This window comes from Skermanella pratensis (assembly GCF_008843145.1).
In the GTDB taxonomy this organism is placed as follows: Bacteria; Pseudomonadota; Alphaproteobacteria; order Azospirillales; family Azospirillaceae; genus Skermanella; species Skermanella pratensis.
This window is the reverse complement of the sequence record NZ_CP030265.1, coordinates 2,401,819-2,424,772: the sequence shown is the minus strand read 5'-3', so window position 1 is coordinate 2,424,772 and position 22,954 is coordinate 2,401,819. Positions and strand designations below refer to the sequence as shown.

Annotated in this window: 20 protein-coding genes and 1 tRNA gene; 7 read left to right on the top strand and 14 right to left on the bottom strand. The window is 66.3% G+C overall.

Annotation, left to right across the window (positions count from 1 at the left end; all coding sequences use genetic code 11):
- Positions 1–8 precede the first annotated feature (8 nt).
- Positions 9–1,736, bottom strand: coding sequence for a methanol/ethanol family PQQ-dependent dehydrogenase (locus DPR14_RS10950; RefSeq protein WP_158045161.1), 1,728 nt, complete (start codon positions 1,734–1,736; stop codon positions 9–11).
- A gap of 42 nt (positions 1,737–1,778) precedes the next feature.
- A complete protein-coding gene (locus DPR14_RS10945; RefSeq protein WP_158045160.1) occupies positions 1,779–2,378 on the bottom strand; it encodes a QcrA and Rieske domain-containing protein in 600 nt (199 codons plus the stop codon).
- A 380-nt stretch (positions 2,379–2,758) separates the two neighbouring features.
- On the opposite strand from DPR14_RS10945, the gene DPR14_RS10940 reads away from it, so the two are divergent.
- The gene (locus tag DPR14_RS10940; protein WP_158045159.1) at positions 2,759–4,684 is read left to right on the top strand and encodes a sigma-54-dependent Fis family transcriptional regulator; all 1,926 of its coding nucleotides are present in this window, start codon (positions 2,759–2,761) and stop codon (positions 4,682–4,684) included.
- A 9-nt stretch (positions 4,685–4,693) separates the two neighbouring features.
- Here the strand turns inward: DPR14_RS10940 and DPR14_RS27340 are convergent, their stop codons facing one another.
- Complete coding sequence (locus tag DPR14_RS27340; protein ID WP_192499404.1) at positions 4,694–4,855, bottom strand: hypothetical protein; 162 nt, start codon at positions 4,853–4,855, stop codon at positions 4,694–4,696.
- Positions 4,856–4,998: 143 nt separating this feature from the next.
- On the opposite strand from DPR14_RS27340, the gene DPR14_RS10935 reads away from it, so the two are divergent.
- Together DPR14_RS10935 and DPR14_RS10930 are read left to right on the top strand one after the other, a co-directional pair.
- A complete protein-coding gene (locus tag DPR14_RS10935; RefSeq protein WP_192499403.1) occupies positions 4,999–5,697 on the top strand; it encodes a methyl-accepting chemotaxis protein in 699 nt (232 codons plus the stop codon).
- A 146-nt stretch (positions 5,698–5,843) separates the two neighbouring features.
- Entirely contained in the window at positions 5,844–7,253 is a 1,410-nt protein-coding gene (locus DPR14_RS10930) for a sensor histidine kinase (RefSeq protein ID WP_158045157.1), read from the top strand.
- A 25-nt stretch (positions 7,254–7,278) separates the two neighbouring features.
- Here the strand turns inward: DPR14_RS10930 and DPR14_RS10925 are convergent, their stop codons facing one another.
- From DPR14_RS10925 to DPR14_RS10910, 4 genes are all read right to left on the bottom strand, one after another.
- Complete coding sequence (locus tag DPR14_RS10925; RefSeq protein ID WP_211103963.1) at positions 7,279–7,923, bottom strand: YsnF/AvaK domain-containing protein; 645 nt, start codon at positions 7,921–7,923, stop codon at positions 7,279–7,281.
- A 330-nt stretch (positions 7,924–8,253) separates the two neighbouring features.
- A complete protein-coding gene (locus tag DPR14_RS10920) occupies positions 8,254–9,231 on the bottom strand; it encodes an SDR family oxidoreductase (protein ID WP_158045155.1) in 978 nt (325 codons plus the stop codon).
- A gap of 114 nt (positions 9,232–9,345) precedes the next feature.
- Positions 9,346–10,734, bottom strand: a complete 1,389-nt coding sequence (locus DPR14_RS10915; protein ID WP_192499402.1) for a hypothetical protein — start codon at positions 10,732–10,734, stop codon at positions 9,346–9,348.
- 220 nt (positions 10,735–10,954) lie between these two features.
- A complete protein-coding gene (locus tag DPR14_RS10910) occupies positions 10,955–11,416 on the bottom strand; it encodes a single-stranded DNA-binding protein (RefSeq protein WP_158045153.1) in 462 nt (153 codons plus the stop codon).
- Between the two features lie 235 nt (positions 11,417–11,651).
- Between DPR14_RS10910 and uvrA the strand changes: the two genes are divergently transcribed.
- Complete coding sequence (uvrA, locus tag DPR14_RS10905; RefSeq protein ID WP_158045152.1) at positions 11,652–14,507, top strand: excinuclease ABC subunit UvrA; 2,856 nt, start codon at positions 11,652–11,654, stop codon at positions 14,505–14,507.
- Here uvrA and DPR14_RS10900 read toward each other — a convergent pair.
- Positions 14,465–15,316 (bottom strand): class I SAM-dependent methyltransferase, encoded by an 852-nt coding sequence (locus DPR14_RS10900; protein ID WP_158045151.1) that lies wholly within the window; start codon positions 15,314–15,316, stop codon positions 14,465–14,467. The genes uvrA and DPR14_RS10900 overlap by 43 nt on opposite strands.
- Before the next feature lie 85 nt (positions 15,317–15,401).
- Here DPR14_RS10900 and gloB point away from each other — a divergent pair, with 85 nt between their 5' ends.
- The 3 genes from gloB to DPR14_RS10885 are packed head-to-tail and all read left to right on the top strand — an operon-like array spanning position 15,402 to position 17,288.
- Positions 15,402–16,163, top strand: coding sequence for a hydroxyacylglutathione hydrolase (gene gloB, locus DPR14_RS10895; RefSeq protein ID WP_158045150.1), 762 nt, complete (start codon positions 15,402–15,404; stop codon positions 16,161–16,163).
- Positions 16,164–16,208: 45 nt separating this feature from the next.
- Positions 16,209–16,820 carry a glutathione S-transferase N-terminal domain-containing protein gene (locus tag DPR14_RS10890; RefSeq protein WP_158045149.1) on the top strand — a complete coding sequence of 204 codons (612 nt, stop codon included), beginning with the start codon at positions 16,209–16,211 and terminating at the stop codon, positions 16,818–16,820.
- Positions 16,821–16,829: 9 nt separating this feature from the next.
- Positions 16,830–17,288 carry a cupin domain-containing protein gene (locus DPR14_RS10885; protein ID WP_425501028.1) on the top strand — a complete coding sequence of 153 codons (459 nt, stop codon included), beginning with the start codon at positions 16,830–16,832 and terminating at the stop codon, positions 17,286–17,288.
- A 9-nt stretch (positions 17,289–17,297) separates the two neighbouring features.
- On the opposite strand, the gene DPR14_RS10880 is transcribed toward DPR14_RS10885, so the two are convergent.
- From DPR14_RS10880 to DPR14_RS10855, 6 genes are all read right to left on the bottom strand, one after another.
- Positions 17,298–17,714, bottom strand: a complete 417-nt coding sequence (locus tag DPR14_RS10880) for a SufE family protein (protein ID WP_158045148.1) — start codon at positions 17,712–17,714, stop codon at positions 17,298–17,300.
- A gap of 66 nt (positions 17,715–17,780) precedes the next feature.
- Positions 17,781–18,056: a hypothetical protein gene (locus tag DPR14_RS10875; RefSeq protein WP_158045147.1), complete on the bottom strand. Its 276-nt coding sequence runs from the start codon at positions 18,054–18,056 to the stop codon at positions 17,781–17,783.
- A gap of 90 nt (positions 18,057–18,146) precedes the next feature.
- Positions 18,147–18,223 (bottom strand) — tRNA-Ile (locus tag DPR14_RS10870).
- A 131-nt stretch (positions 18,224–18,354) separates the two neighbouring features.
- The gene (gene rpoD, locus DPR14_RS10865; protein ID WP_158045146.1) at positions 18,355–20,325 is read right to left on the bottom strand and encodes an RNA polymerase sigma factor RpoD; all 1,971 of its coding nucleotides are present in this window, start codon (positions 20,323–20,325) and stop codon (positions 18,355–18,357) included.
- 129 nt (positions 20,326–20,454) lie between these two features.
- Positions 20,455–22,320, bottom strand: coding sequence for a DNA primase (gene dnaG, locus DPR14_RS10860; protein WP_158045145.1), 1,866 nt, complete (start codon positions 22,318–22,320; stop codon positions 20,455–20,457).
- A 146-nt stretch (positions 22,321–22,466) separates the two neighbouring features.
- Positions 22,467–22,922: a GatB/YqeY domain-containing protein gene (locus DPR14_RS10855; RefSeq protein WP_158045144.1), complete on the bottom strand. Its 456-nt coding sequence runs from the start codon at positions 22,920–22,922 to the stop codon at positions 22,467–22,469.
- Between the last annotated feature and the right edge of the window lie 32 nt (positions 22,923–22,954).

Below are 22,954 nucleotides of genomic sequence, written 5' to 3'. Positions count from 1 at the left end.
TCCCGGATCTACTTGCGAAGCGCGTAGACCCAGACGACGCCGCCCTGGGGCACGTCCAGCGTCGCATAGCCGAGCTGGGCCAGCTTTTCCTGCTTGCGCTGGGCATCGACGCCCCAGCCGGATTGGACGGCGACGTACTGCACTCCGTCGACCTCGTAAGATACCGGCACTCCCGTCACGCCGGAGTTCGTCCGCGTCTCCCACAGCTTGTCGCCGGTCTTGGCGTCGAACGCCCGGAAGAAGCGGTCGTTGGTGCCGCCCATGAAGACCAGGCCGCCGCCTGTCGTCAGCACCGGCCCCCAGTTCTGCGACTTGTCGAATTTCTGGGTCCAGACCTTCTGCCCGGTATCCAGGTTCCAGGCCTGAAGCTCGCCGATATGGTCGGCGCCGGGATGGACTGTCATGCCGATGTCGGAGATGGCGACGCCGATATAGAGCTGGCCGGGCTCGTACTCGGTCTGCTTGCCTTCCAGATAGCCGCACAGGTTCTCGTTGGCCGGGATATACATCAGCCGGGTCTGCGGGTTGTAGGCCACCGGCGGCCAGTCCTTGCCGCCCCACAGCGAGGGGCAGAAGTCCGCCCGCTTGCCGGTGCCCGGAACCTTGGTCTCGTCATAGGTCGGCCGCCCGGTCTTGGGATCCAGGCTCTTGAACACGTTCTGCCGGACGAAGGGCTTGGCGTCGACGAACTTGATCTCGTCCCCCGACCTTTCCAGGATCCACAGATAGCCGTTGCGGCCGGCATGGACGAGGCTCTTGTAGGTCCGGCCGTCCCGCTGCACGTCGACCAGGATCGGGGCCGCGACCTCGTCCCAGTCCCACGCCTCGTTCCAATGGTACTGGTGGGCCGACTTCATCTTGCCGGTCTGGACATCGATCGCGACGACGGAGTTCGCCCACTTGTTGTCCCCCGCCCGCTGGTCGGCCATCCAGGGCGCCGCGTTGCCGGTCCCCCAGTAGGACAGGCCCGTGGCCGGGTCGTAGCTGCCGGTGATCCAGACCGGGGCGCCGCCGGTCTTCCAGGTCTCGCCCGCCCAGGTCTCGTGCCCCGGCTCGCCCGGTCCCGGAATGGTGCTGGTCTTCCAGGCGGGCTTGCCCGTCTCCGCGTCGAACGCCGCCAGGAAACCCCGGATGCCGAACTCGCCGCCGGACATGCCGACCATAACCTTCCCCTTGGCGGCCAGCGGCGCCATGGTGATGTAGTAGCCCTTCTGGTAATCCTCGACCGGCTGCTCCCACACCAGCTTTCCGGTCTTGGCGTCCAGCGCCACGATGAAGGCATCCACCGTGCCGACATAGACCTTGTCGCCCAGCAGCGCCACGCCCCGGTTGGTCGGGTGGAGCTGGGTCAGATCCTCCGGCAACTCGCGCTTGTAGCGCCACAGCAGGTCCCCGGTCTTGGCGTCCAGCGCTATCACCTGCGCCTGGGGCGTGGTGATGAACATGACGCCGTTGTTGACCACCGGCGGCGCCTGGTGTCCCTCGTTCACGCCGGTCGAGAAGCTCCAGACCGGCACCATGTCCTTGACGTTGCCGGCGTTCACCTGGGACAGCGGGCTGTAGCCCCAGCTGTCGTAGGTCCGGCGGTATTGCAGCCAGTTGCCATCCTCCGGTTTCTCCAACCGCTCCTGGGTGACCGGCGCATAGTTGTCCAGCGGGCCGGCCGCCAACGCGGGCACCGAACCCAGCATCAGCGCCACCGCGGCGATGCCTCTCGCCAACGATCCCTTGTCCATGATTTCCTCCCCAAAGATTGTTTTTCGTTGAGTTGCTTGCCTTCAGGCCGACGTCGCGGCGCCGACCTTGCCGATGAACCCGGCCGCCACGACCAGCCCCTCGGGGCCGTTCTCCAGCGGCAGGAGCGCCAGGCGGCGGGGCGCGGGGCCGCCGACCACCTTGCCGCCGGCGCGCGGGTCGAACTTGGAATGGTGGCACGGGCATTCGAGGATCCTCTCCTCCCCGTGCCAGCCGGAAACGTCGCAGCCGGCATGGCTGCAAACGGCGGAGAAGGCGACGATGCCGTCGGCGGCGTGCTTGCGGGTCTCCTCGTCCAGATCGGCCGGATCGAGCCGGATCAGCATCACCTTGTTGAGCCGCGAGCCGTCGCGGACCGTTTCCGACGCGGGGTCCAGGCTATAGGCCATGACCTGCTGATGACCTTGCTGGATATCCTTGTCCGCGATCGGCTCGCCCTTGCGCCCGCCGGAGGCGAACACCAGCCGGTCGCCCGCCTGGGGCCTCGACTTGCGCGGGTCTCCCTGGGCCATGGCTTCCGCCGGTCCGGCCATTGGCGCCAGATGAAGCGCCACTCCGGCGCACAGCGCCGCCTTCAGGACGGTCCGGCGCTCGATATCGACTTCAGGCTCCTGATGATCCACGTGGCAGTTTCCCCTGTATCCTTTTTCGGACGGCCCGCCCCCGACCGGGAAATCGGTGCGGCGCCGGTTGCGCCGCACCGTAAGGAGGAGACGTCGGACCGTCACATCGAGTGATGCGGGAGATGCAGCAGCAATGGGCGTGCCAATCCGGTCGAGCAGGAAAACTCCAGGTTCGGCAGGGCCTCGGCGTCACACATCGTTACACGTGTCACACAGCATTCGTCACAAACAGGGATCCCTTATATTGCGCCGCACAAGAAAATGGTTTTACGAGCATTGCTTCTAAGCTCCGTTCATGCTCTAGCCTCAATTTATTTATTGAGGTAGCCTGACCCGAAGACGGGAAGGCCGGAAAACCGGCGTCACGGATTGGGGGGAAGATGATCGCGCCCGGATCAACCGCGAGCGACCATATCGACCGCATCATGGCCTGGGTTGACGGAGCCGCCGCGCTGACCAGCACGCCGCCCCACGACATCATCGCCGACTCCTGGAAGCGTTGCGTGCTGAAGCACCGGCTTGACCCGGCCACCGTCAACGCCCCAAACGTCCTGACGCCGTCCGAGTTGCGCGACCATGTCGAGCCGGTCGGCGAGTTCCTGGGCTTCGCCCGGGAGAGCCTGCTCGGCCTCCATGCCCAGCTCGCGGCGTCCGGTTACGTCGTCCTGCTGGCCGACCGGCACGGCGTCACGATCGAGCGGTTCGGCAGCCTGCCGGTCGAGGGGCGCATGGCGCGGGCCGGCCTGGAGCGCGGCGCTGTCTGGGCGGAGGATTGCGAGGGCACCAACGGCGTGGGCACCTGCCTCGCTTCGGGCAAGCCGATCCTGGTCCACCGCTTCGATCATTTCGCGGTCCGCCACACCGGCCTGACCTGCTCCGTGGCGCCGATCCTGGGACCCGCCGGGGAGCTGCTGGCCGCCCTGGACGTTTCCTCCCTCACGGCGCCCGCGGGTGGACAGTTCCAGTCGCTGGTCCACGGCTTCGTCATGTCCGCCGCGCGCCGGATCGAAGACACCTGGTTCCTGGCCCGCACGCGGGAAAACTGCGTGCTCGCCCTCGCCCGCTCGCCGGAAATGGCGGGGATCGAGACCGACGCCATGATCGCGGTCGATCCGGCGGGCACCGTGGTGGGCATCAACGGCGGCGCGCGCAAGCTGTTCGCCGGCAAGGCCCTGATCGGCGCCCGGCTGGACGCCGTGCTCGAAACGTCGCTGGACCGGCTGACCGGGGGGATCGCCCTGGTCCGCCAGTCCGGCACCGAGCGGCGCTGGGCGGTCACGCTCCGGATGCCGCTGGCGGCGACGGGGCGGCGGCATCCGGAGCGCCGGCTTCCCGCCCGTTCCCCGGGGCCGGCGCGCCCGTCCCGCCATATGCCGCTCGACGAGCTGGCCGGCGGCGATCCGCAGATGCAGGCGCATGTCCGCCGCATCCGCCGCTTCGTCGATTGCGACCTGCCGATCCTGATGGCCGGCGAGACCGGGACCGGCAAGGAGGCTTTCGCCCGCGCCATTCACGACGCCAGCGCCCGGGCCGGCAGGCCGTTCGTGGGCATCAACTGCGCGGCCCTGCCGGAAAGCCTGATCGAGAGCGAATTGTTCGGCTATGCGGAGGGCGCCTTTACCGGCGCGCGGCGCGACGGCATGCGCGGCAAGCTGCTCCAGGCCAACGGCGGCACCTTGTTCCTCGACGAGATCGGCGACATGCCGCTGGCCGCGCAGACCCGGCTGCTGCGTGTCCTGGCCGAACGGGAGGTGATCCCGCTGGGGGGCGACCGGACCATTCCGCTGGATCTGCACGTGATCTGCGCCAGCCACCACGACCTGGAAGCGCTGGTAGCCTCCGGCGCCTTCCGGGCAGACCTGTTCTACCGGCTGAACGGCCTGCGCATCATCCTGCCGCCGCTTCGCGACCGGGCCGACAAGGCCGGGCTGATCAACCGCGCGCTGGAGCTGGAAGCGAAGGGGCTTCCCGTCCCGCCCCGCCTGACACCCGAGGCGCGGTCCCTCCTGATGGGCCACGACTGGCCGGGCAACATCCGCCAGCTCCGGACGGTCGTTCGGGCGGCGGTGATAGGCTGCGAGGACGGGCTGATCCGGTGCGACGACCTTCCCCTGGGCATGCCGCGCTTTTCCGGCGCGGTTTCCGCTGCCTGCCCGGCCGCCTGTACCGAGGCGGAACGGCTCCAGGCGATCCTGCGCAGCCACAAATGGTGCGTGGCGGACGCCGCCCGGAGCCTCAACGTGAGCCGGATGACGCTTTACCGGCGCATGGCCAAGTTCGGCGTCGTGCCGCCCAACCAGCTCTGACGCGCCGATTCAGCCGAACCGGCCGGTCACCTGTTCCTCGGCGTGCTTCTGCTTGGGCGCGGTGAACAGGTCTTCCGTCACGCCGTACTCGATCAAAGCGCCGGAAGGGTCGGACGCGCCTCCTTGACGTCTAGGCGGCGCGAACAAAGCAGATCGACCGATGACCGCCATTGGTCACTGGCGCCATATGTCCCTGAATAGGTACTCCTTAAGAGTCGGAATGCGATACACTCTCGGGCATGTGCGGACCCGGGTCCGCAGGATCGGGCGGCGCGTACCTCGCGGCGCTTGGCACCGACGGACGGAGGATCGCGATGCGCATGAAAGGCGCCTTCGGGGCGCCCTGGTGGCAAGGGTTGGTCTGGAGCGCTGCCTGGCTGGTCTTCGGCGGCGTCCTGGTCCTCGGCGAAGTGCCTTACGGGACGGCGGCGGCCGCATCGCTCGGCGGCACGGCCGTCCTGGCATGCATCGGCTTTTCTGCCGCCCGGATCGCCCACCGCCGGAGGTTTGGCCGGCCGGCGTCCCTGGCCGAAGCCGCCCAGCCGGCGGGTCCGGCCTCCATCGCTTCGGTCAAACCGGCCCTCGACCGTATCGGCGACCTCCGCGAACGGGTCAGAAACACGCTCCGCGCCCTGAACAGCAGCCTTTGCCGGATCGCCAAGGCGACCCAGGCGACCCAGGACATCGCCGTGCGAACCAACCTCCTGGCCCTGGACAGCATGATCGCGGCCGCCCGGTTCGCCCAGTCCGGCAAAGGTTTCGCGAACGCGGCCACGGCGGCCCGGAGCATCGCCGGCGAAACCGGGAAATCCATGGCCGAGATCGGCGACCACATCAGGGACATCAACGAACTGGCCGCGAGCGTTTCGGAAACCATGGGCGCGGTCGTCGCCGGCATGGAGGATATGGCGGACGGCATCGTGCCCGACGAAGGCCGCAAGGTGGTTCGCTTGGCGGAATGGAACGGCCGGCGCGCCGCTCCGACGACAGCGACCGAGCAGTCTCCGCCGTGAGGGTATCGTGCCTCCCCCATTGGGTGGCTTCTCGACCGCAAGGCCGACTAATTCACCGATGATCCGATTTTGTCAAAAAATCAGATCCCGGCAAAAATGCGGCATTGTATGATACGCGCCGATGTCACGAGCGGGGCAGCGGCGCAATGGGACAGGCCAGTGAGGGTGCGGACCGGAAGAGCCGGCCTTTCGATGTCCGTAGCGAGCAGGTTTCGCTGGTTGTAAAGCAACTTCCCCTGGTTCTGGTCGCGAACCTGGCCAATCCTGTCCTGACCGTGATGGTCCTCGCCCCCGCCGTGCGGATCAACCATGCCGTTCTCTGGGCGGGCCTGCTGATCGGGCTGACCGGGATCCGTTTCGTGCATTTGAAATGGCTGAGCGGCAGTCCGATCAAGCGCCTTGACCCAAACCGCATGATCGCCAGGCTCGCCGTGGGGTCCGGCGTGTCGGGTCTCATCTGGGGCGTCGGGCTGGTCCTGCTCATGCCCGATCCCCTGATCTACCGCATGTTCGTCGCCTTCGTGCTGGGCGGCATGGCCGCCGGATCGGTCGCCACGCTGTCCCCGCTGATGCCGGTCGTCACGGCATTCCTGCTGCCCTGCATGCTGCCACTGGTCGTCCGCCTGGGGCTGGAAGGCAGCCCCGTTTATCTCGGCATGGCCGCGCTCGGCCTGGTGTTTACCGGCGGCCTGTGGACCGCGGCCTGGAAGCTGAACCGGTGGATACGCGAGATGCTGCTGCTGAAGCTCGACAAGATCCAACTCGCTGAAGAACTTTCCACCGTGCTGGGCAACCTGGAACGCCAGGTCGAGCAGCGGACGGCCGACCTCAGGATCGCCCGTGACGAAGCCGACCACGCCAACCAAGCCAAGACCCGGTTTCTAGCCGCCGCCAGCCATGACATGGGGCAGCCGTTCCAGGCCATGCGGCTGTTCATCGACCTGCTAGACGCGCGGCTCGCCGGAACCTCCAACCATGAATTGGTGCGCAACCTGATGAAGGCTCACCAGTCCGGCGAACGGATGCTGGTCGGACTGCTCGACTTGTCCAGGTTGGAGACCGGAGCGGTCCAGGTCCGCCCCGAGAGCTTCTCCGTGGACGGTCTGCTGGAAGGGCTGGGCGAAGAGTTCCGCCCCCTCGCCGGAAACCGCGGCTTGACGCTTACGGTCCGCCGCTGCGACGGCATGATCCGCAGCGATCCCGTGCTGCTGCACCAGATCATCGCCAACCTGCTGGCGAATGCGGTGCGCTATACCGCCGAGGGAAAGATCCTGCTCGCCTGCCGCCGGCGGGGCAAGCACATCCGCATCGAGGTCTGGGATACCGGCATCGGCATTCCAGCCGACCGCTTGGACGACATCTTCGAGGAATTCCGACGCATCGATCAGGTGGAGCAGACGGATTTCCGCGGCGTCGGCCTGGGCCTCTCCATCGTCCGCCGGACGGCGGCCCTGCTCGACCACCCGGTGACGGTCTGCTCCCGCCCCGACCATGGATCGATGTTCGCGATCACGGTCCCCGTGGATACGGCGGAGGTGTCGAAGCCTCCGCCGTAAGCAGACAACGCCAGCCTGAAGACCGTTAGCGCACGGGTCCCTTGTCGAGATCGGTACGGTCCAGGCCCGCAGTCCCCTTGTCGACGTCCACCTCGGTGCGGCGTACCGTATCCGAAATGGTCTTTTCCCGCTCCTCGACATCCTTGCGGACGACCACTTCTCCGGTGATGTGGGTCTGCTTGCTCACGACCGCTTCCTCGTCGGTCTCCTGCAGTTCAACGACCCGCTCCTGGAAATCGGCGTCGGTCGCCTGGCGGTTCGGGTCTACCTTGCGGCGGTCCACATGGACGGTCTCGTCGCGCAGCCTGACGGACTCCTCCACCGGGGTTTCGACCACGTAGCTGCGGACCCGGACGCCACCGCGCTCGACCGCCCGCTTGCCGACACGCAGCTCCTCCTCCGCGATCGGGATCACTTCCTCCTGCTCGGCAGTCCCGGTCCGGCGGTCGGTGCCGGCATTCTCGTTGACATCCCGCAGGCCGGTTGCCGCAGACGAAAGTCCGGTACCGGCGGTATGGTTCGTCGACAGATCGGCGGCACCGGAGTCAAGATCCGCGCCGTCACGCATGTCGACCGGGCCGTGGTTGTCCAGGATGTCCACGGTCCTCTGCAGGTTCGCCTCGTCAACGGTTCCGACCAGCAGCGGATATCCCTTTTCGACACCGCGCATGTAATGGCGGACGTCGTCACCATCGACGCGGCGGCGAACCAGTTCGCTCTCTACGTCTCCCTGGGCGCCGTCAAGCATCTGCGCATCATGCAGGTCCACGCCTGAATTGCGCAGTTCCTGCTGCACGGTACCAATAACGTCCCGATCCCGGAACATGGTCACAATAGTGTACTGAGCCATTTCAGCGTCCTTTGTACTGCATTGTTGAATGCCTGCCATGCCCCGGTCGGGTACCCGACCGGGGCATCGATGGACCGTCAACAGCTGCAATCGTCAGATCGTCTCCAACACACGTAGAGATTATTTGAACAGATATCGGGAGACACGCCTTCAGTAGACCCGGCGACTGCGCAGCAGGAACGCAAGTCCGACCGGAAGCGCCAGGAGGGTCAAAGCCGCCAGCGGGACACCGCCATTGTTGTAAACCTTCCGCCAACCGCCACGGACGCCCTGCCCGTCCCGCATGGGTTCGAACAGCGTTCCGGTCGTCTCGTCGCTCGGCTCGTCGGCCAGGAACCCGTAGTTCAGCGCGCGGCCGTTGATCCGGGTCATCAGGGAGGGAGCAAGCCGCTTCTGGATCGCGGCGACCTTGCCGATCCCGCCGATGATTACTTCGGCACGCGGATGCTCGACCAGTCCGACCACCGTCCGTGCCACTTTCTCCGGCGTGTAGACCGGCGGAGCGGCGCGCACACGGTGATGGCTGAAGTTGGCGGCATGATGGAAGAACGGCGTGTCGATCACCGACGGCAGGATGGTGCAGATGTGAATCCCATGCTGATCCAGCACTTCCTGTCTCAAGGCTTCGGAGAAGCCCCTGACCGCGAACTTGCTGGTGGCGTAGGCCGTGGAGTCCGGCTTCGCCAGACGGCCGACGATGGAAGCGTTGTTGATCAGTACGCCGTGGCCCTGGACGCGGAACTGGCGCATGGCGGCCTTGGCGCCATGGACATAGCCGAACAGGTTCGTCTCGATGACCCGGCGCCAGACGTCGGACGGAATATCCTCGAAGCGGCCGAAGACGCCGACTCCGGCATTGTTGAACCAGACGTCGATCCGGCCGAAATGCTCCAGCGCCATTTCCGCCAGCCTCCCGACCTGATCCTCCCGGGTCGTATCGGTCGGCACCGCAAGCGCCCGTCCGCCAAGGTCGAGACATTCCCGCTCCACCTCGCGCAGCATTTCCGCGCGCCGGGCGGCAAGGACCACGGTCGCTCCCTTCCGGGCGAAGGCATGGGCTGTCGCGCGTCCAATACCGCTCGAAGCGCCCGTGATCACGACCACGGGAAGGTCAGGATGTGAAGGCATCGGAAAAACCCTTCGATGTTGCCGGTTGTCGGGTGGCGCATCGCCACTGTTCGCGCTGCATTGCAGCATGGGACCGACAACAGGGCTCCTATCGCTTGGTTCCGATTGTCGCGGTCACAGGCAATCGGCGCGCCGGAGGCGATACATGTTGAACCTGGCGTAGGGGTTCACGTTCCGGTCCGGCCTGAAATAGACATGGTCGACCTCCGCCCGCCTGACCACCAGCCCGCCGATATCCACGATGGCGGCATCCGGGTCGATCGGTGGTTCCGCCACGTTGGTCACGACGTAGCAAACGTTCATTTCCTCCAGGTATCCACCCAGGGAGCCGGCCCGCAGCCGCCGGGCGTAGTCGTAGCTGTTCACCAGTCCGTCGCCGTTGATCAGGGTCCGGTCGGCGAAATAGCCGACGAACCCGCTGCCGTCGATCTGGTACATCCGGGCGGAGGCCGGGACCGAACCGTGGATGGTGCGGATCAGTTCGGCGCTGGCGAGCTGGTCGACCCGGAAGCCCGCGTAGTACTGGACACGGCCGGCAAGATTCAGCGCCAGGAACAGCGCCGCCAGTCCCAGCGCAAGGTCGCGGGATGCGCCGGAGCGGCTCCGACCCGTCCGGAACGGCTGGCAGGCCACCATGGCGAGGCCGAGGAACGGGACGACGAAGTACCAGCTTCGCACGTTGACGAGAACGAGAAGCGGCGTGAAGAAGGCCAGGACCGAAACCACGACGGTCGCCCGCCGCAGCATCTGTTCACGCGTCTCGGCGCCCATGATGGCGACGAGGCTGCAGGCGAGCAGAAGGCCGAGGCAGCCGAAGCGCGCCAGTTGTCCGGAAGACGCGAAGATGTTGTCCCTGAGATGGGCGACGAGGCCGGAACCATGAACGTCCGCACTGACCTTCAGGAAGGACGACACGGAATAAAACTCGCCGAACACCAGCTTCATCAGGGCGAACTGCGCGAGGCACCCGGCAGCGAGCGCGGCGGCCAGGACGACGCCGGCCCGCCGCCGGCGGATCAGCAGATACAGGACCAGGACCGCGACGATGATGGCGGAGTCGATCCGGACGAGCGGGACGAGACCGGCCGCCAGGATCATCGGGAACGCGGGCCGCTCGCCGTCCTGGGCCAGGAAGGACCGGAAGAGGATCGCGAGGAGCAGCGCCAGCAGCCCCGTTTCCATCAGCCCGCTGGAGGTCAGCAGCAAAGCCGCCACCGCGACCGCCGCCACCGGCCGGCGGGTGGCCTCCCAGCTCGCCAGCAGGATCAGGCTGTAGAAGGCCGCGAGATGGGCGAACAGGTGAACCGGGACCGACGGCGTGGCCAGGCCGATGATCCAGCTTATCCCGGCGAGCAGCCATCCCCAGAGCAGGTGGTAGCCGCTGGTGGTCGAAACCCCGTCAAAGCTGGAGAGGTGGTTGATCCCGATATTGTAAGCGATCCTGCTGTAGAAATAGCCGTCGTCCTCCACGAAGCCGTTCGGGAAGACGCTTGCCGCATTCAAGGCGAAAGCCGCCAAAGTCGGGCCGAGGGCCAGGATGAATGGATAACGGTGCGAGCTCTCGGCCAATCCTGGGTTCCTGCGGTGAAATCCTCTGGCGTAACAGCCATAGCCCGCCCGGCAGGTCAACCGTCAACCAACGAAAAGGGCTTCCCTGCCCACGCAGGGAAGCCCCAACGACACAGCTTGCGTCAGACTGCCTTTGGCCGGCTCACGCCGCAGCTTAGAACGGGATCTCGTCGTCCAGATCCTGGTCGAAGGCCGGCTTGCTGCCGCCGCGGCTGCCGCCGCCCGAGCCGCCCCGGTCGCCGCCGCCGCCACTGCCGCCGCCGTAGCCGCCTCCGCCGCCACCCTCGTAGCCGCCTCCGCCGCCTTCGCCCTGCTTGCTGCCGAGGTCCATCTCGGCGACGCGGACGCTCAACTTGGAACCGGGGGTGCCGTCGCGGCGCTGGAATTCCTCCAGCTTCAGCTCGCCGCTGACCACGACCTTGTCGCCCTTCTTCACATAGTTGGCGACCGACTCCGCCCGCCTGCCCCACATGGAGCAGTCGACCCACTGGGTCGTCTTGCGGTCACCGAACCCGACGTCGTTGGCCACCCGGAAGCTCAGCACCTTCTCGCCGCTCTGGGTGGTCCTCAATTCCGCATCGGCGCCGACGCGGCCGCTGAATGTCCATACGTTCATGGTCTCTCTAACTCCTGATCCGCCGGTGGCGCGATGATGCCTACCGTAGGCGGGAGAGGTCCGGAACGCAACGGCTGCCCTTGGCTAGGCCGTCACGGCCCGGTGCCGCGACTCTCGTGTCCCACGATTCGCACCACAGATCTGCCGAGCCGGGAGTCGCAATTCCGTCCCGCATCGCTCATATGTCTGTGGTTTGTCGCTTCCCCTCTACCGGTCTTCCTGGTAAGAACATCTCATGAACAAATCTATCACGGTCCGCGGCGCGCGGGAACATAATTTGAAGAACATCGACGTGGATCTGCCGCGCGACAAGCTGGTGGTGATCACCGGCCTGAGCGGGTCCGGCAAATCCTCGCTGGCGTTCGACACCATCTACGCCGAGGGGCAGCGACGCTACGTCGAGAGCCTGTCGGCCTACGCGCGCCAGTTCCTGGAATTGATGCAGAAGCCGGACGTGGACTCGATCGAGGGGCTGTCGCCCGCGATCTCGATCGAGCAGAAGACCACGTCGCGGAATCCGCGCTCCACCGTCGGGACCGTGACCGAGATCTACGACTATATGCGGCTGCTGTTCGCGCGAGTCGGGGTCCCCTACTCGCCGGCGACGGGCCTGCCAATCGAAAGCCAGACGGTCAGCCAGATGGTCGACCGGATCATGGATATGCCGGAGGGAACCCGCCTGCTGCTGCTCGCCCCCATCGTGCGCGGGCGCAAGGGCGAGTACCGCAAGGAACTCCAGGATCTCTCCAAACGCGGTTATCAGCGCGTCAAGATCGATGGAGAACTGTACGAGATCGATGCCGCCCCCGCCCTCAACAAGAAGCTGAAGCACGACATCGAAGTGGTCGTGGACCGCATCGTCGTGCGCGAGGGGCTGGGCAACCGGATCGCCGACTCGCTCGAACAGGCCTTGGGCCTCGCCGACGGCCTGGCCTTCGCGGAGAACGCCGACACCGGCGACCGGACCACCTTTTCCGCCAAGTTCGCCTGCCCGGAGAGCGGTTTCACGATCCCGGAGATCGAGCCGCGGCTGTTCTCGTTCAACAACCCGTTCGGCGCCTGCCCGTCGTGCGACGGCCTGGGCGAGAAGCTGTATTTCGATCCGTTGATGGTCGTGCCGAACGAGGACCTGTCGCTCGACAAGGGTGCCATAGCCCCCTGGGCCAACTCGACCTCCCAGTATTATGCCCAGACGCTGGAGAGCCTGGCGCGCCACTACAAGGTCGCGACCACCAAGCCCTGGAAAGACCTGCCCGAGGACGTCCGGCACGCCATCCTCTACGGTTCCGGGGGCAAGCCGGTCACCATGCGCTACGACGACGGCCTGCGCAGCTACGAGACCAACAAGGCGTTCGAGGGGATCGTCAACAACCTGGAACGGCGCTGGCGGGAGACGGAGAGCGCCTGGGTCAAGGAGGAACTGGGCAAGTACCAGTCCAGCCAGCCGTGCGAGGCCTGCAAGGGCGCCCGCCTGAAGCCGGAGGCGCTGGCCGTCAAGATCCGCGGCCTGCACATCAGCCAAGTCACCGAGATGTCGATCCTGAAGGCCGGCGAATGGTTCGGCGAATTGAACCAGCATCTCCGCCCCAAGGACCAGGAGATCGCCTACCGCATCCTGAAGGAGATCAACGAGCGGCTGGGCTTCCTCAACAATGTCGGCCTCGATTACCTGACGCTCAGCCGCAATTCCGGCTCGCTGTCGGGCGGGGAGAGCCAGCGAATCCGCCTCGCCTCGCAGATCGGCTCAGGCCTCACCGGCGTGCTCTACGTGCTCGACGAACCCTCGATCGGTCTGCACCAGCGCGACAACGACCGCCTGCTGGAGACCTTGCGGCGCCTCCGCGACATCGGCAACACCGTGATCGTGGTCGAGCACGACGAGGACGCGATCCGGGCCGCCGACTATCTCGTGGACATGGGGCCTGCGGCCGGTGTCCATGGTGGCCAGGTGATCGCCGCAGGCACGCCGGAGGAGGTGATGCAGAACCCCGACAGCATCACCGCCGACTACCTGACCGGCCGCAAGTCGGTCCCAGTGCCGGGCCAGCGGCGCAAGGGGCACAAGGGGCAATTCCTGGAAGTCGTCGGCGCACGGTCGAACAACCTGCGCGACATTTCGACGAAGATCCCGCTCGGCACCTTCACCTGCGTCACCGGCGTGTCGGGCGGCGGCAAGAGCACGCTGGTGGTCGAGACCCTTTACAAGTCGCTCGCCCGCAAGCTCAACGGCGCGCGGGAGCACCCGGCGGAGCATGACGCGATCAACGGCGTCGAGCACCTGGACAAGGTGATCGACATCGACCAGTCGCCGATCGGCCGGACGCCGCGGTCCAACCCGGCGACGTATACCGGCGCCTTCACGCCGATCCGCGACTGGTTCGCGGGGTTGCCGGAAGCCAAGGCCCGCGGCTACGGCCCCGGCCGCTTTTCGTTCAACGTCAAGGGCGGCCGGTGCGAGGCCTGCCAGGGCGACGGCGTTCTGAAGATCGAGATGCACTTCCTGCCCGACGTCTACGTCACCTGCGACGTCTGCCATGGCAAGCGCTACAATCGCGAAACGCTGGAAATCCTGTACCGCGACAAGAGCATCGCCGACGTCCTGGACATGACGGTGGAGGAAGGTGCCGAGTTCTTCAAGGCGGTACCCTCTATCCGCGACAAGATGCAGACGCTGGAACGGGTCGGACTGGGCTACATCCATGTCGGGCAGGCGGCGACCACGCTGTCGGGCGGCGAGGCCCAGCGGGTCAAACTCGCCAAGGAACTGAGCCGCCGCGCCACCGGCCGCACCCTCTACATCCTGGACGAGCCGACGACCGGGTTGCATTTCGAGGACGTGCGGAAGCTCCTGGAAGTGCTCCACGCCCTGGTCGACCAAGGGAACACCGTCGTGGTGATCGAGCACAACCTGGAAGTCATCAAGACCGCGGACTGGATCATCGACCTCGGCCCGGAGGGCGGCACCGGCGGCGGCGACATCGTCGCCGAAGGCCCTCCCGAAAAGGTCGTCCGGGAGGAACGCAGCTACACAGGGCGGTATCTGGCGCCCTACCTGCCGGCACCCGTGGGCAAGTCGCGCAAGTCCGCATAATCGGCCGCTCCGTCCGCCTCCTCGCAGGCCGCCGTCGGCACGCCGTCCACATGCTCGACATGGGCGGCGCCGGCGGCGCCCGGCATGCCGGCACCGGAGGGAATCGGCACCATCAGGCGGCGCTTCTTCGGACGGACCACCTTGCGCGACACGCCGGCATAGATTTGCTTGCTGGCCTCCAGCAGATAGACACCGGCGAAGGCCTTGAACCAACGCTCGCCGATCTCTTCCCAGGCCGGCGCCGATCCGAGCAGGAAGCGGGAGCGGATCGGCGGAATGAACAGGGCGCGGGCCGACCGTTCCGGAACGAACATGTTCTCCCGAAGCACGTGCTTCAGCTGGGACGGTGAATAAGGGCTGCCGTGGCCGAACGGCGTGCGGTCGATCCGGGCCCAGATGCCCCGCCGATTCGGCGCGACCACCAGCAGCCGCCCTCCCCCGGCCATGACGCGCCAGATCTCGCGCATCATCGGGCGGAGCTGCTCGGTGCATTCCAGGCCGTGGACCAGCAGCACCCGGTCGACCGACATGTCGGGCAGCGGCAGTTCCGCCTCGTCGGCCAGCGCCGACAGGCCCGGACCCTCGGCCGGCCAATAGACGACACCCTGCGATGCCGGCATCAGGGCCATGGTGCGCTCCGCCTCGTCGCGGAAGGGGCGCAGGTATGGGGCGGCATAGCCCACGCCCAGGACCACCTGGCCGCGGACATCCGGCCACAGCTCGCGGACACGCCGGCGGATCATCCGCCGGGCGACCTGTCCCAGGCTGCTCTCGTAAAACTCGCGAAGATCAATAGCGTCGGTATACATTGTGACCGGAGTCTAACACGAAACAACAGCCGGGGTCATGCCCAGGGCTTTGCCTGACCCACGGCCATGGGGTAACCTCTTCGTCATGGATATCCAGCTCATCCCAACGCTCAGCGACAACTACGTCTACCTTTTCAAGGATCCCCAGAGCGATGCGGTCGGCATCGTCGATCCCGGCGAGCCGGGACCTGTGCTCGCCGCCCTGGATAGAACAGGTTGGCGTCCGACGCACATCTTCAACACCCATCATCACGCCGACCATATCGGCGGCAACGGCGTGTTGAAGCAACGCTTCGGTTGTACCATCATCGGGCCCGCCGCCGACCGCGGCCGGATTCCCGAACTGGACGTGGTTGTCGCCGACGAGGACACCTATCATTTCGGCTCGCACGAAGTCCGCGTCTTCGAGACGCCGGGCCACACCAGCGGCCACGTCGCCTTCTGGTTTCCCGACGCATCCGCCCTGTTCAGCGGCGATACGCTGTTCGCGCTGGGATGCGGCCGGCTGTTCGAAGGGACGCCGGCCCAGATGTGGACCTCGCTGCTGAAGCTGCGGGAGTTGCCCGCCGACACGCGGGTCTATTGCGGACATGAATACACGCTGTCCAACGCCCGCTTCGCGGTCAGCATCGATCCCGGCAACCCGGCCCTCAAGGAGCGAGCGGCCGATATCGCCGTGCTGCGCGACGCCGGCAAGCCGACCATCCCGACCACGCTCGGCGTGGAGCGGGCGACCAACCCGTTCCTGCGCGCCGACGATCCGGGTCTTGCCGCCGAACTCGGCCTCTCGGGCGCCGATCCGGTCGAGGTCTTCACCGAGATCCGCCGGCGCAAGGATCATTTCTGACAGTCGCCTCTTTAAACAAAGAGGACATTCTTGGAAGGACCCGACATGAAGCTGCGCTACAGCGCGACCTCGCCCTATGTGCGCAAGGTGATGATGGTGATTCACGAACTGGGCCTCGCGGATCGGGTCGAGCTTGAGAAGACCGACGCCTGGAGCCCGGAGACCAACCTTCCCGACGACAACCCGCTCGGCAAGGTTCCGGCCCTGGTCGTCGAGGGAGGCACCGCGCTGTTCGACAGCCCGGTCATCTGCGAATACCTGGACAGCTTGGCTTCCGGTGGCGAGGGACGACTGTTTCCCCCGCCGGGCGCGGAGCGGTGGGCGGCCTTGCGGTTCCAGGCGCTCGCCGACGGCATCTGCGACGCCGCGATCCTGCGGCGTCTGGAAGGCAACCGGCCGGAGCAGTTCCGCTCGTCCGACTGGATGGAGCGTCAGCGGCGGGCGGTCGCCCGCTCCCTCGACCAGCTGGAGAAGGAGGCCGACCGGCTCGGCACCCGCGCCGACATCGGAGCGCTGGCCGTGCTGGCGGCGCTGGGATACCTGGACTTCCGCTTCGGACACGAGGACTGGCGCCAGGGCCGTCCCGCCCTCAGCGCCTGGTTCGATCAGGCTAGCGCCCGCGGCAGTTTCGCCGCCACCAAGCCTCCTGCGGCCTGAGGGCGGCCGGTGCTGCCGGCAGGCGATCTCTCCGCCGCGGAGATCATCCGGCTCCTCGGGATGCAGCCGCATCCCGAGGGCGGGCATTATGTCGAGACGTTCCGCGACTCGCCGGCAGACGGTTCGCGCGGCGCCTGCACCGCCATCTATTTCCTGCTGCAGGCGGACGAGTTCTCCGCCTGGCATCGGGTGGACGCGGTGGAGATCTGGCACTGGTATGCCGGCGGGCCGCTGGCCCTGACGATCTCGCCGAACGGCCACGACGCGCAATCGATGCATCTGGGACCGGCGCTGGCGCAGGGGCAACGGCCCCAGGCCGTCGTTCCCGCCGGCGCTTGGCAGACCGCGGTATCGCTCGGGGCCTTGACGCTGGTCGGCTGCACCGTGGCGCCGGCGTTCGGGTTCGCCGGGTTCGAGTTGGCTCCGCCGGATTGGCGGCCGGTGCCCCGGACCGGCGGAAAAGGCTGATGGGGCGCGTCAGTCGCTGGCAGCGATCCGGGCCTTGGCGGACGCCTTGATGGTCTCGACCATCGAGAAGAAACCATTGCGCCGGTTGGGGCTGAGATGCTGGTCCAGGCCGATCCGGGCGAAGATGGCTTCCAGGTCGGTGTCCAGGATCTCCTTCGGCGTGTGGTCGGAATAGGCGGTCAGCAGGACCGCGGCCAGTCCCTTCACGATCGCGCTGTCGCTGTCGGCAGCGAACCGCATGCGGCCCTCCTCGGCGGGCAGCGGCACCAGCCAGACCTGGCTCATGCAGCCTTCCACCTTGAAGGCATCGGTATGATAGCGGTCGTCCAGCGGCGGCAGGCCGCGCCCCAGGTCGATGACGTAGCGGTACCTGTCCTCCCACTCGTCGAACAGTGCGAAGTTCTCGATCAGCTCATCGATCGTCATGGCGGCTCCTGGTCGCGGTCATCGGTCCGTACCAGCCCGCCGACCCAGGCGCAAGCCCGCTCACGTTCAATGGGTATGGGTGGGGTCCGCCCGCATGAGGTGTTCCACCAGGGCCGGAAGGCTGTCGCCGATCTGGCGGGCGACCTTTTCGGCATCCTCCTGGTCGGTGGCCTCCACGACCAGCTTGGCCAACGCAATGGTCATGGCCTGGAGCAACAGCTTGGTATCGAGGCCGGCATGGTTAGTCTGGGTTGCCAGGGCGAGGAATGAATTCGTGGCCCGCGCCAGTGGCGCGGCTTCGCGCGCCTGTCGGAACGAGGATAGATCGATGGTTTCCGCCATTCTCCCTCCGCGTACTTAAGCACATGACAAGAAGGTGCGGTCAAAACCGAAGTTTTGCAAGCCTTTGCACCACAGGGAGGCGGCGGGGAATGGTGGGCGTGACCGGACTTGAACCGATAACCAGACCGTTATGAGCGGCCAGCTCTAACCAGTTGAGCTACACGCCCGACGCGAGGCACGAGAATGTGCCGCCGAAAGCGCCTTAAAGCAACCCCGATGTTTGCTGTGACCGGGTCTTGGCGGCGGAAGCCGGGACGCGCGACCGGAGCCGCGCGCCCCCCGAGCCCGTCAAGCCGTCTCAGGTATCCAGGAAACTGCGAAGCTTCCGGGACCGGCTCGGGTGCTTCAGCTTTCGCAGCGCCTTCGCCTCGATCTGCCGGATGCGTTCGCGGGTGACCGAGAACTGCTGGCCGACCTCTTCCAGGGTGTGGTCGGTGTTCATGCCGATGCCGAAGCGCATGCGCAGCACGCGCTCCTCGCGGGGAGTCAGGCTGGCCAGGACGCGGGTGGTGGTCTCGCGCAGGTTGGCCTGGATCGCGGCGTCCAGCGGCAGGACCGCGTTCTTGTCCTCGATGAAATCGCCGAGATGCGAATCCTCCTCGTCGCCGATCGGCGTTTCGAGGGAGATCGGCTCCTTGGCGATCTTCAGGACCTTGCGGACCTTCTCCAGCGGCATCAGCAAGCGCTCCGCCAGTTCTTCCGGCGTGGGCTCCCGGCCGATCTCGTGCAGCATCTGGCGGGAGGTCCGCACCAGCTTGTTGATCGTCTCGATCATGTGCACGGGAATGCGAATGGTACGGGCCTGGTCGGCGATGGAGCGGGTTATCGCCTGCCGGATCCACCACGTCGCATAAGTCGAGAACTTGTAGCCGCGCCGATACTCGAACTTGTCCACCGCCTTCATCAGGCCGATATTGCCCTCCTGGATCAGGTCCAGGAACTGAAGGCCGCGGTTCGTGTACTTCTTCGCGATCGAGATCACCAGCCGCAGGTTGGCCTCGACCATTTCCTTCTTGGCGCGGCTCGCCTCCTTCTCGCCCTTCTGGACGGTCGAGACGATGCGGCGGAATTCCTGGATCGGCAAACCGGACTCGTCCGACAGGACGGAGATCTGCTCACGCACCCGGACGATTTCGGTCGAATGTTTCTCCAGGAAGCGCGGCCAAGCCTTGCCGGAAAGACCCTTGATCCTGTCGGTCCAATTGGGATCCAGCTCGTGGCCCTGGTAGTGGTGCAGGAAGTCCTCGCGCTTGACCTTGCAGTCGGTCGCCATGCGCAACAGGCGGCCTTCCATGCTGTTCAGTCGGCGGTTGAGGCCGTAGAGCTGCTCCACCAGCTGTTCGATCCGCGCGTTGTTGAGGCGCACGGTGTTCATCAGCTCGATCAGCTCGGCCCGGAGGCGGTCGTATTTCTTGTCGCTCTTGCCCAGGTCCTCGCCGCGCTGGATGGCGGCCAGCCGGGCTTCCTGGATCCTGTGAAGCTTCTCGTAGGTCGCCGCGATCTTCTCGAAAGTCTCCAGCACCTGAGGCTTGAGCGCCGCTTCCATCGCGGACAGGGAGAGGTTGTTCTCCTCGCCGTCCCCTTCGCCCTCACCCTCGCCTTCGGCGCCCAGCGGGGCTTCCTCGGACTCTTCGCCCCCGGCAGCGGCTTCCTGCGCGGGAGCCACCTCGCCGTCGGTCGGAACGGGAATGCCCTCGGCGTCGGGTCCTCCGCCGTAGGTGGCGTCCAGGTCGATGATGTCCCGGAGAAGCATCTTGCCCTCGTTGAGGGCGTCGTGCCATTCGATGATCGCGCGGATCGTCAGAGGGGACTCGCAGATCGCGCCGATCATCTGCTCGCGGCCGGCCTCGATCCGCTTGGCGATGGCGATTTCGCCCTCGCGGGACAGCAGTTCGACCGATCCCATCTCGCGCAGGTACATGCGGACGGGATCGTCGGTGCGGCCGATATCGTCGTCGTCCAGGTTCCCGGCGACCCGGGCTTCGCCGTCCGCATCGGCGGCGGCATTCTGGTTGTCGTCCTGTTCTTCGCTCTCGATGACGTTGATGCCCATCTCCGAGAGCATGGCCATCGTATCCTCGATCTGCTCCGATGAGGACTGGTCGGGCGGGAGGGCCGCGTTCATCTCGTCATAGGTGACATAACCGCGTTCGCGGCCGCGGGCGATCATCTTCTTGACCGCTTGCACCATGCCGTCCATCAGCGGGCCATCGCCTGATTCTTCACGATTTTCCGTCACTTCCGCGCCGTTCGTCGCTTTCGTGGCCATTCGATTGATGCCCCCGCCTAGAATACACGTGCGTTACGCAAGGCCAACGGTGCTCCGCGCCATCCGCACACACAGGACTGACTTTTTTCGGCCTGACCCAAGCTCCTGCTCCATCTGCCATAGGCGACCTCAGTATTCAAGGTCGGGGTCTTCGAACTCGGCCGCGCCGGCCTCGGCTTCGAGCAATGCCCGAACGCGGGACCAGTTATCGGCATTCATATCGCGGGCGAAGGACTGGGTCGCCTCCCGGCGTTCGGACTTGATATGATCGGTATATGTTTGCCCCCATACGTCATACCAGCCTCGCCGGGCCTGCTCCGGTGTCGCATCCGGCCTCGCGAAGGCATACAGGAAGGAAGCCGGACCAATGGCGTCTTCCAGGTCGGAGAAGCCCATATCAGTCAAGTGGCTACCCAAACCGGCAGCGTCAAGCCCGGGATTTTCGCTAAGCACCGACACGACGGCCTGACGCAGCAGGTCCAGAGCTTGCAACGAGAACTCCACGCTACCTATTGATTCCCCGACCTCTTCGAACAGGTCGGGATGGTTCAGCAGTGTTGCGAGCAGGACACGCTCCCGGCCTTCCCGCGCGGGTCTCGGCCGGCTGCGCTGAAAGTCGGGCGGCGGATCGGTGGTGCGCGGCGCCCGGAAGCCGCGTCCCTTGAACCCGCCTCCGCTCCCGCCGGCGAAGCGCTGGCCCGGCTGGAACGCCGGGCGGGCGCGGAACTTCTCGAAGAAACGGCGGCGCATTTCGTCGCGGTAGAGGGACTGCACGGTCCGGTCGGCGATCAGGGCGACCCGCTCGTCCAGGGCGGCCTGGAGCCCGGCGCGGGCCTCGGGCGTGTCGAGCACCCTGCCCTCCTCCTCCATCCGCCACAGCACGTCGGCCAGCGGCATGGCGCCGTCCAGCACCTGCTGCATAGCCTTCGGCCCTTCCTTCCTCAGCAGGCTGTCCGGATCGTCGCCGCCCGCCATGAAGGCCACGCGGACCGAGTGGTCGGGCAGCAGGTGGGGCAACACCCGCTCGACCGCCCGGAAGGCGGCGCGCTGCCCGGCGGCATCGCCGTCGAAGCAGAGCACCGGGACCCGGCGCCCCGGAGGCGCCAGCTTCCACAGCTCCAGGATCTGGGTTTCGGTCAGCGCGGTGCCGAGCGGCGCCACGGCGCCGTCGAAGCCGGCGCGGACCAGGGCGATGACGTCCATATAGCCCTCGACCACGATAATCGGCTGGCCGTCGGCCGCCGCCTGCCGGGCGCGGCTCATGCTGTAGAGCAGCCGGCCCTTGTGGAAGAGGGGGTTGTCGGCGGAGTTGATGTATTTCGGCCCGTCGCCCTCCATGATGCGGCCGCCGAAGGCGACGACACGGCCGCGCCGGTCGGTGACCGGGAACATCACGCGGTTGCGGAAGAAGGAGAAGGCTCCGCCGCCATAGTCCGACGCCCTGACGACGCCGGCCTCCAGCATGTCCTCCTCCTTGAAGCCTTCCCGAGCCAGATGGACGCGCAGGGCGTTGCCGTCCGCCGGGGCGAAGCCGAGGCGGAAGCGGACCATCGTCTCCTCGTCAAGCCCGCGGCTCTTCAGGTAATCGAACGCGGCATGGCCGCCTGCGCCGAAAAGCTGCTTCTCGAACCAGCGGCAGGTAGCCTCCACCAGGTCGTGCAGCGACTTCTGCCGTTCGAAGCGCTGCCGGTCCTCCGGCGTGGCCTGAGGCACCTGCAGCCCGGCCTCGGACGCCAGCTGCTCGACCGCTTCGGGGAAGGCCAGGTTGTCGTGGCGCATGGCGAAGCCGATGATGTCGCCATGGGCGCCGCAGCCGAAGCAGTGAAAGAAACCCTTCTGGTCGTTGACGTAGAAGCTGGGCGTCTTCTCGTTGTGGAAAGGGCACGGCGCCTTGAATTCCCGGCCCGCACGGATAAGCCGCATCCGCTTCCCGACCACGTCGGAGAGCGGCAGACGCGCCCGCAGCTCTTCAAGGAATTGGGGAGGAAACGCCATGGCGCCCGCGCATCACCTTCGATATTTGCATTGCCGATATTCGGGAATGGGGTCTGAGCTACATGGCTGCCGATGAACGGCGTCCCTGGAACGGTAAGGCATGATTGGTTAACAGGCCATAAAGGAAACCGTTTTCGAGGATGTCGTCAGACCAGGGCGGCCTTTACGAAACCGCTGGCCTTTCCGAAATCCATCTGGCCGGCATAGCGGGTGCGCAGCTCGGCCATGGTGCGGCCCATGTCCTTGATGCCGGTGGCGCCAATGTCCTTGATCACGGTGTCGACCGCGCTGCGGATCTCGTCCTCGCTGAACTGCTTGGGCAGGAAGGTCTCGATGATCCCGATCTCTTCCCGCTCCTGCTCGGCCAGTTCGAGCCGGCCGCCCTGCTCGTACAGGGCGATGGCTTCGCGCCGTTGCTTGATCATGGTCTGGAGCATCGACAGTATCTCGTCCTCGTCGATGCCGTCGGTGATCCCGCGCCCGCGCGCGGCGATGTCACGGTCCTTCAGAGCCGCCAAAATCAGGCGCAACGTCGAGACGGCGCGCTGGTTCTTGGACCGCATCGCCTCTTTCAAGGCCTCGTTGAGCCGGCTGCGGAACATCGTGTGGAGTCCTCATGAAGCAAATTTTACAG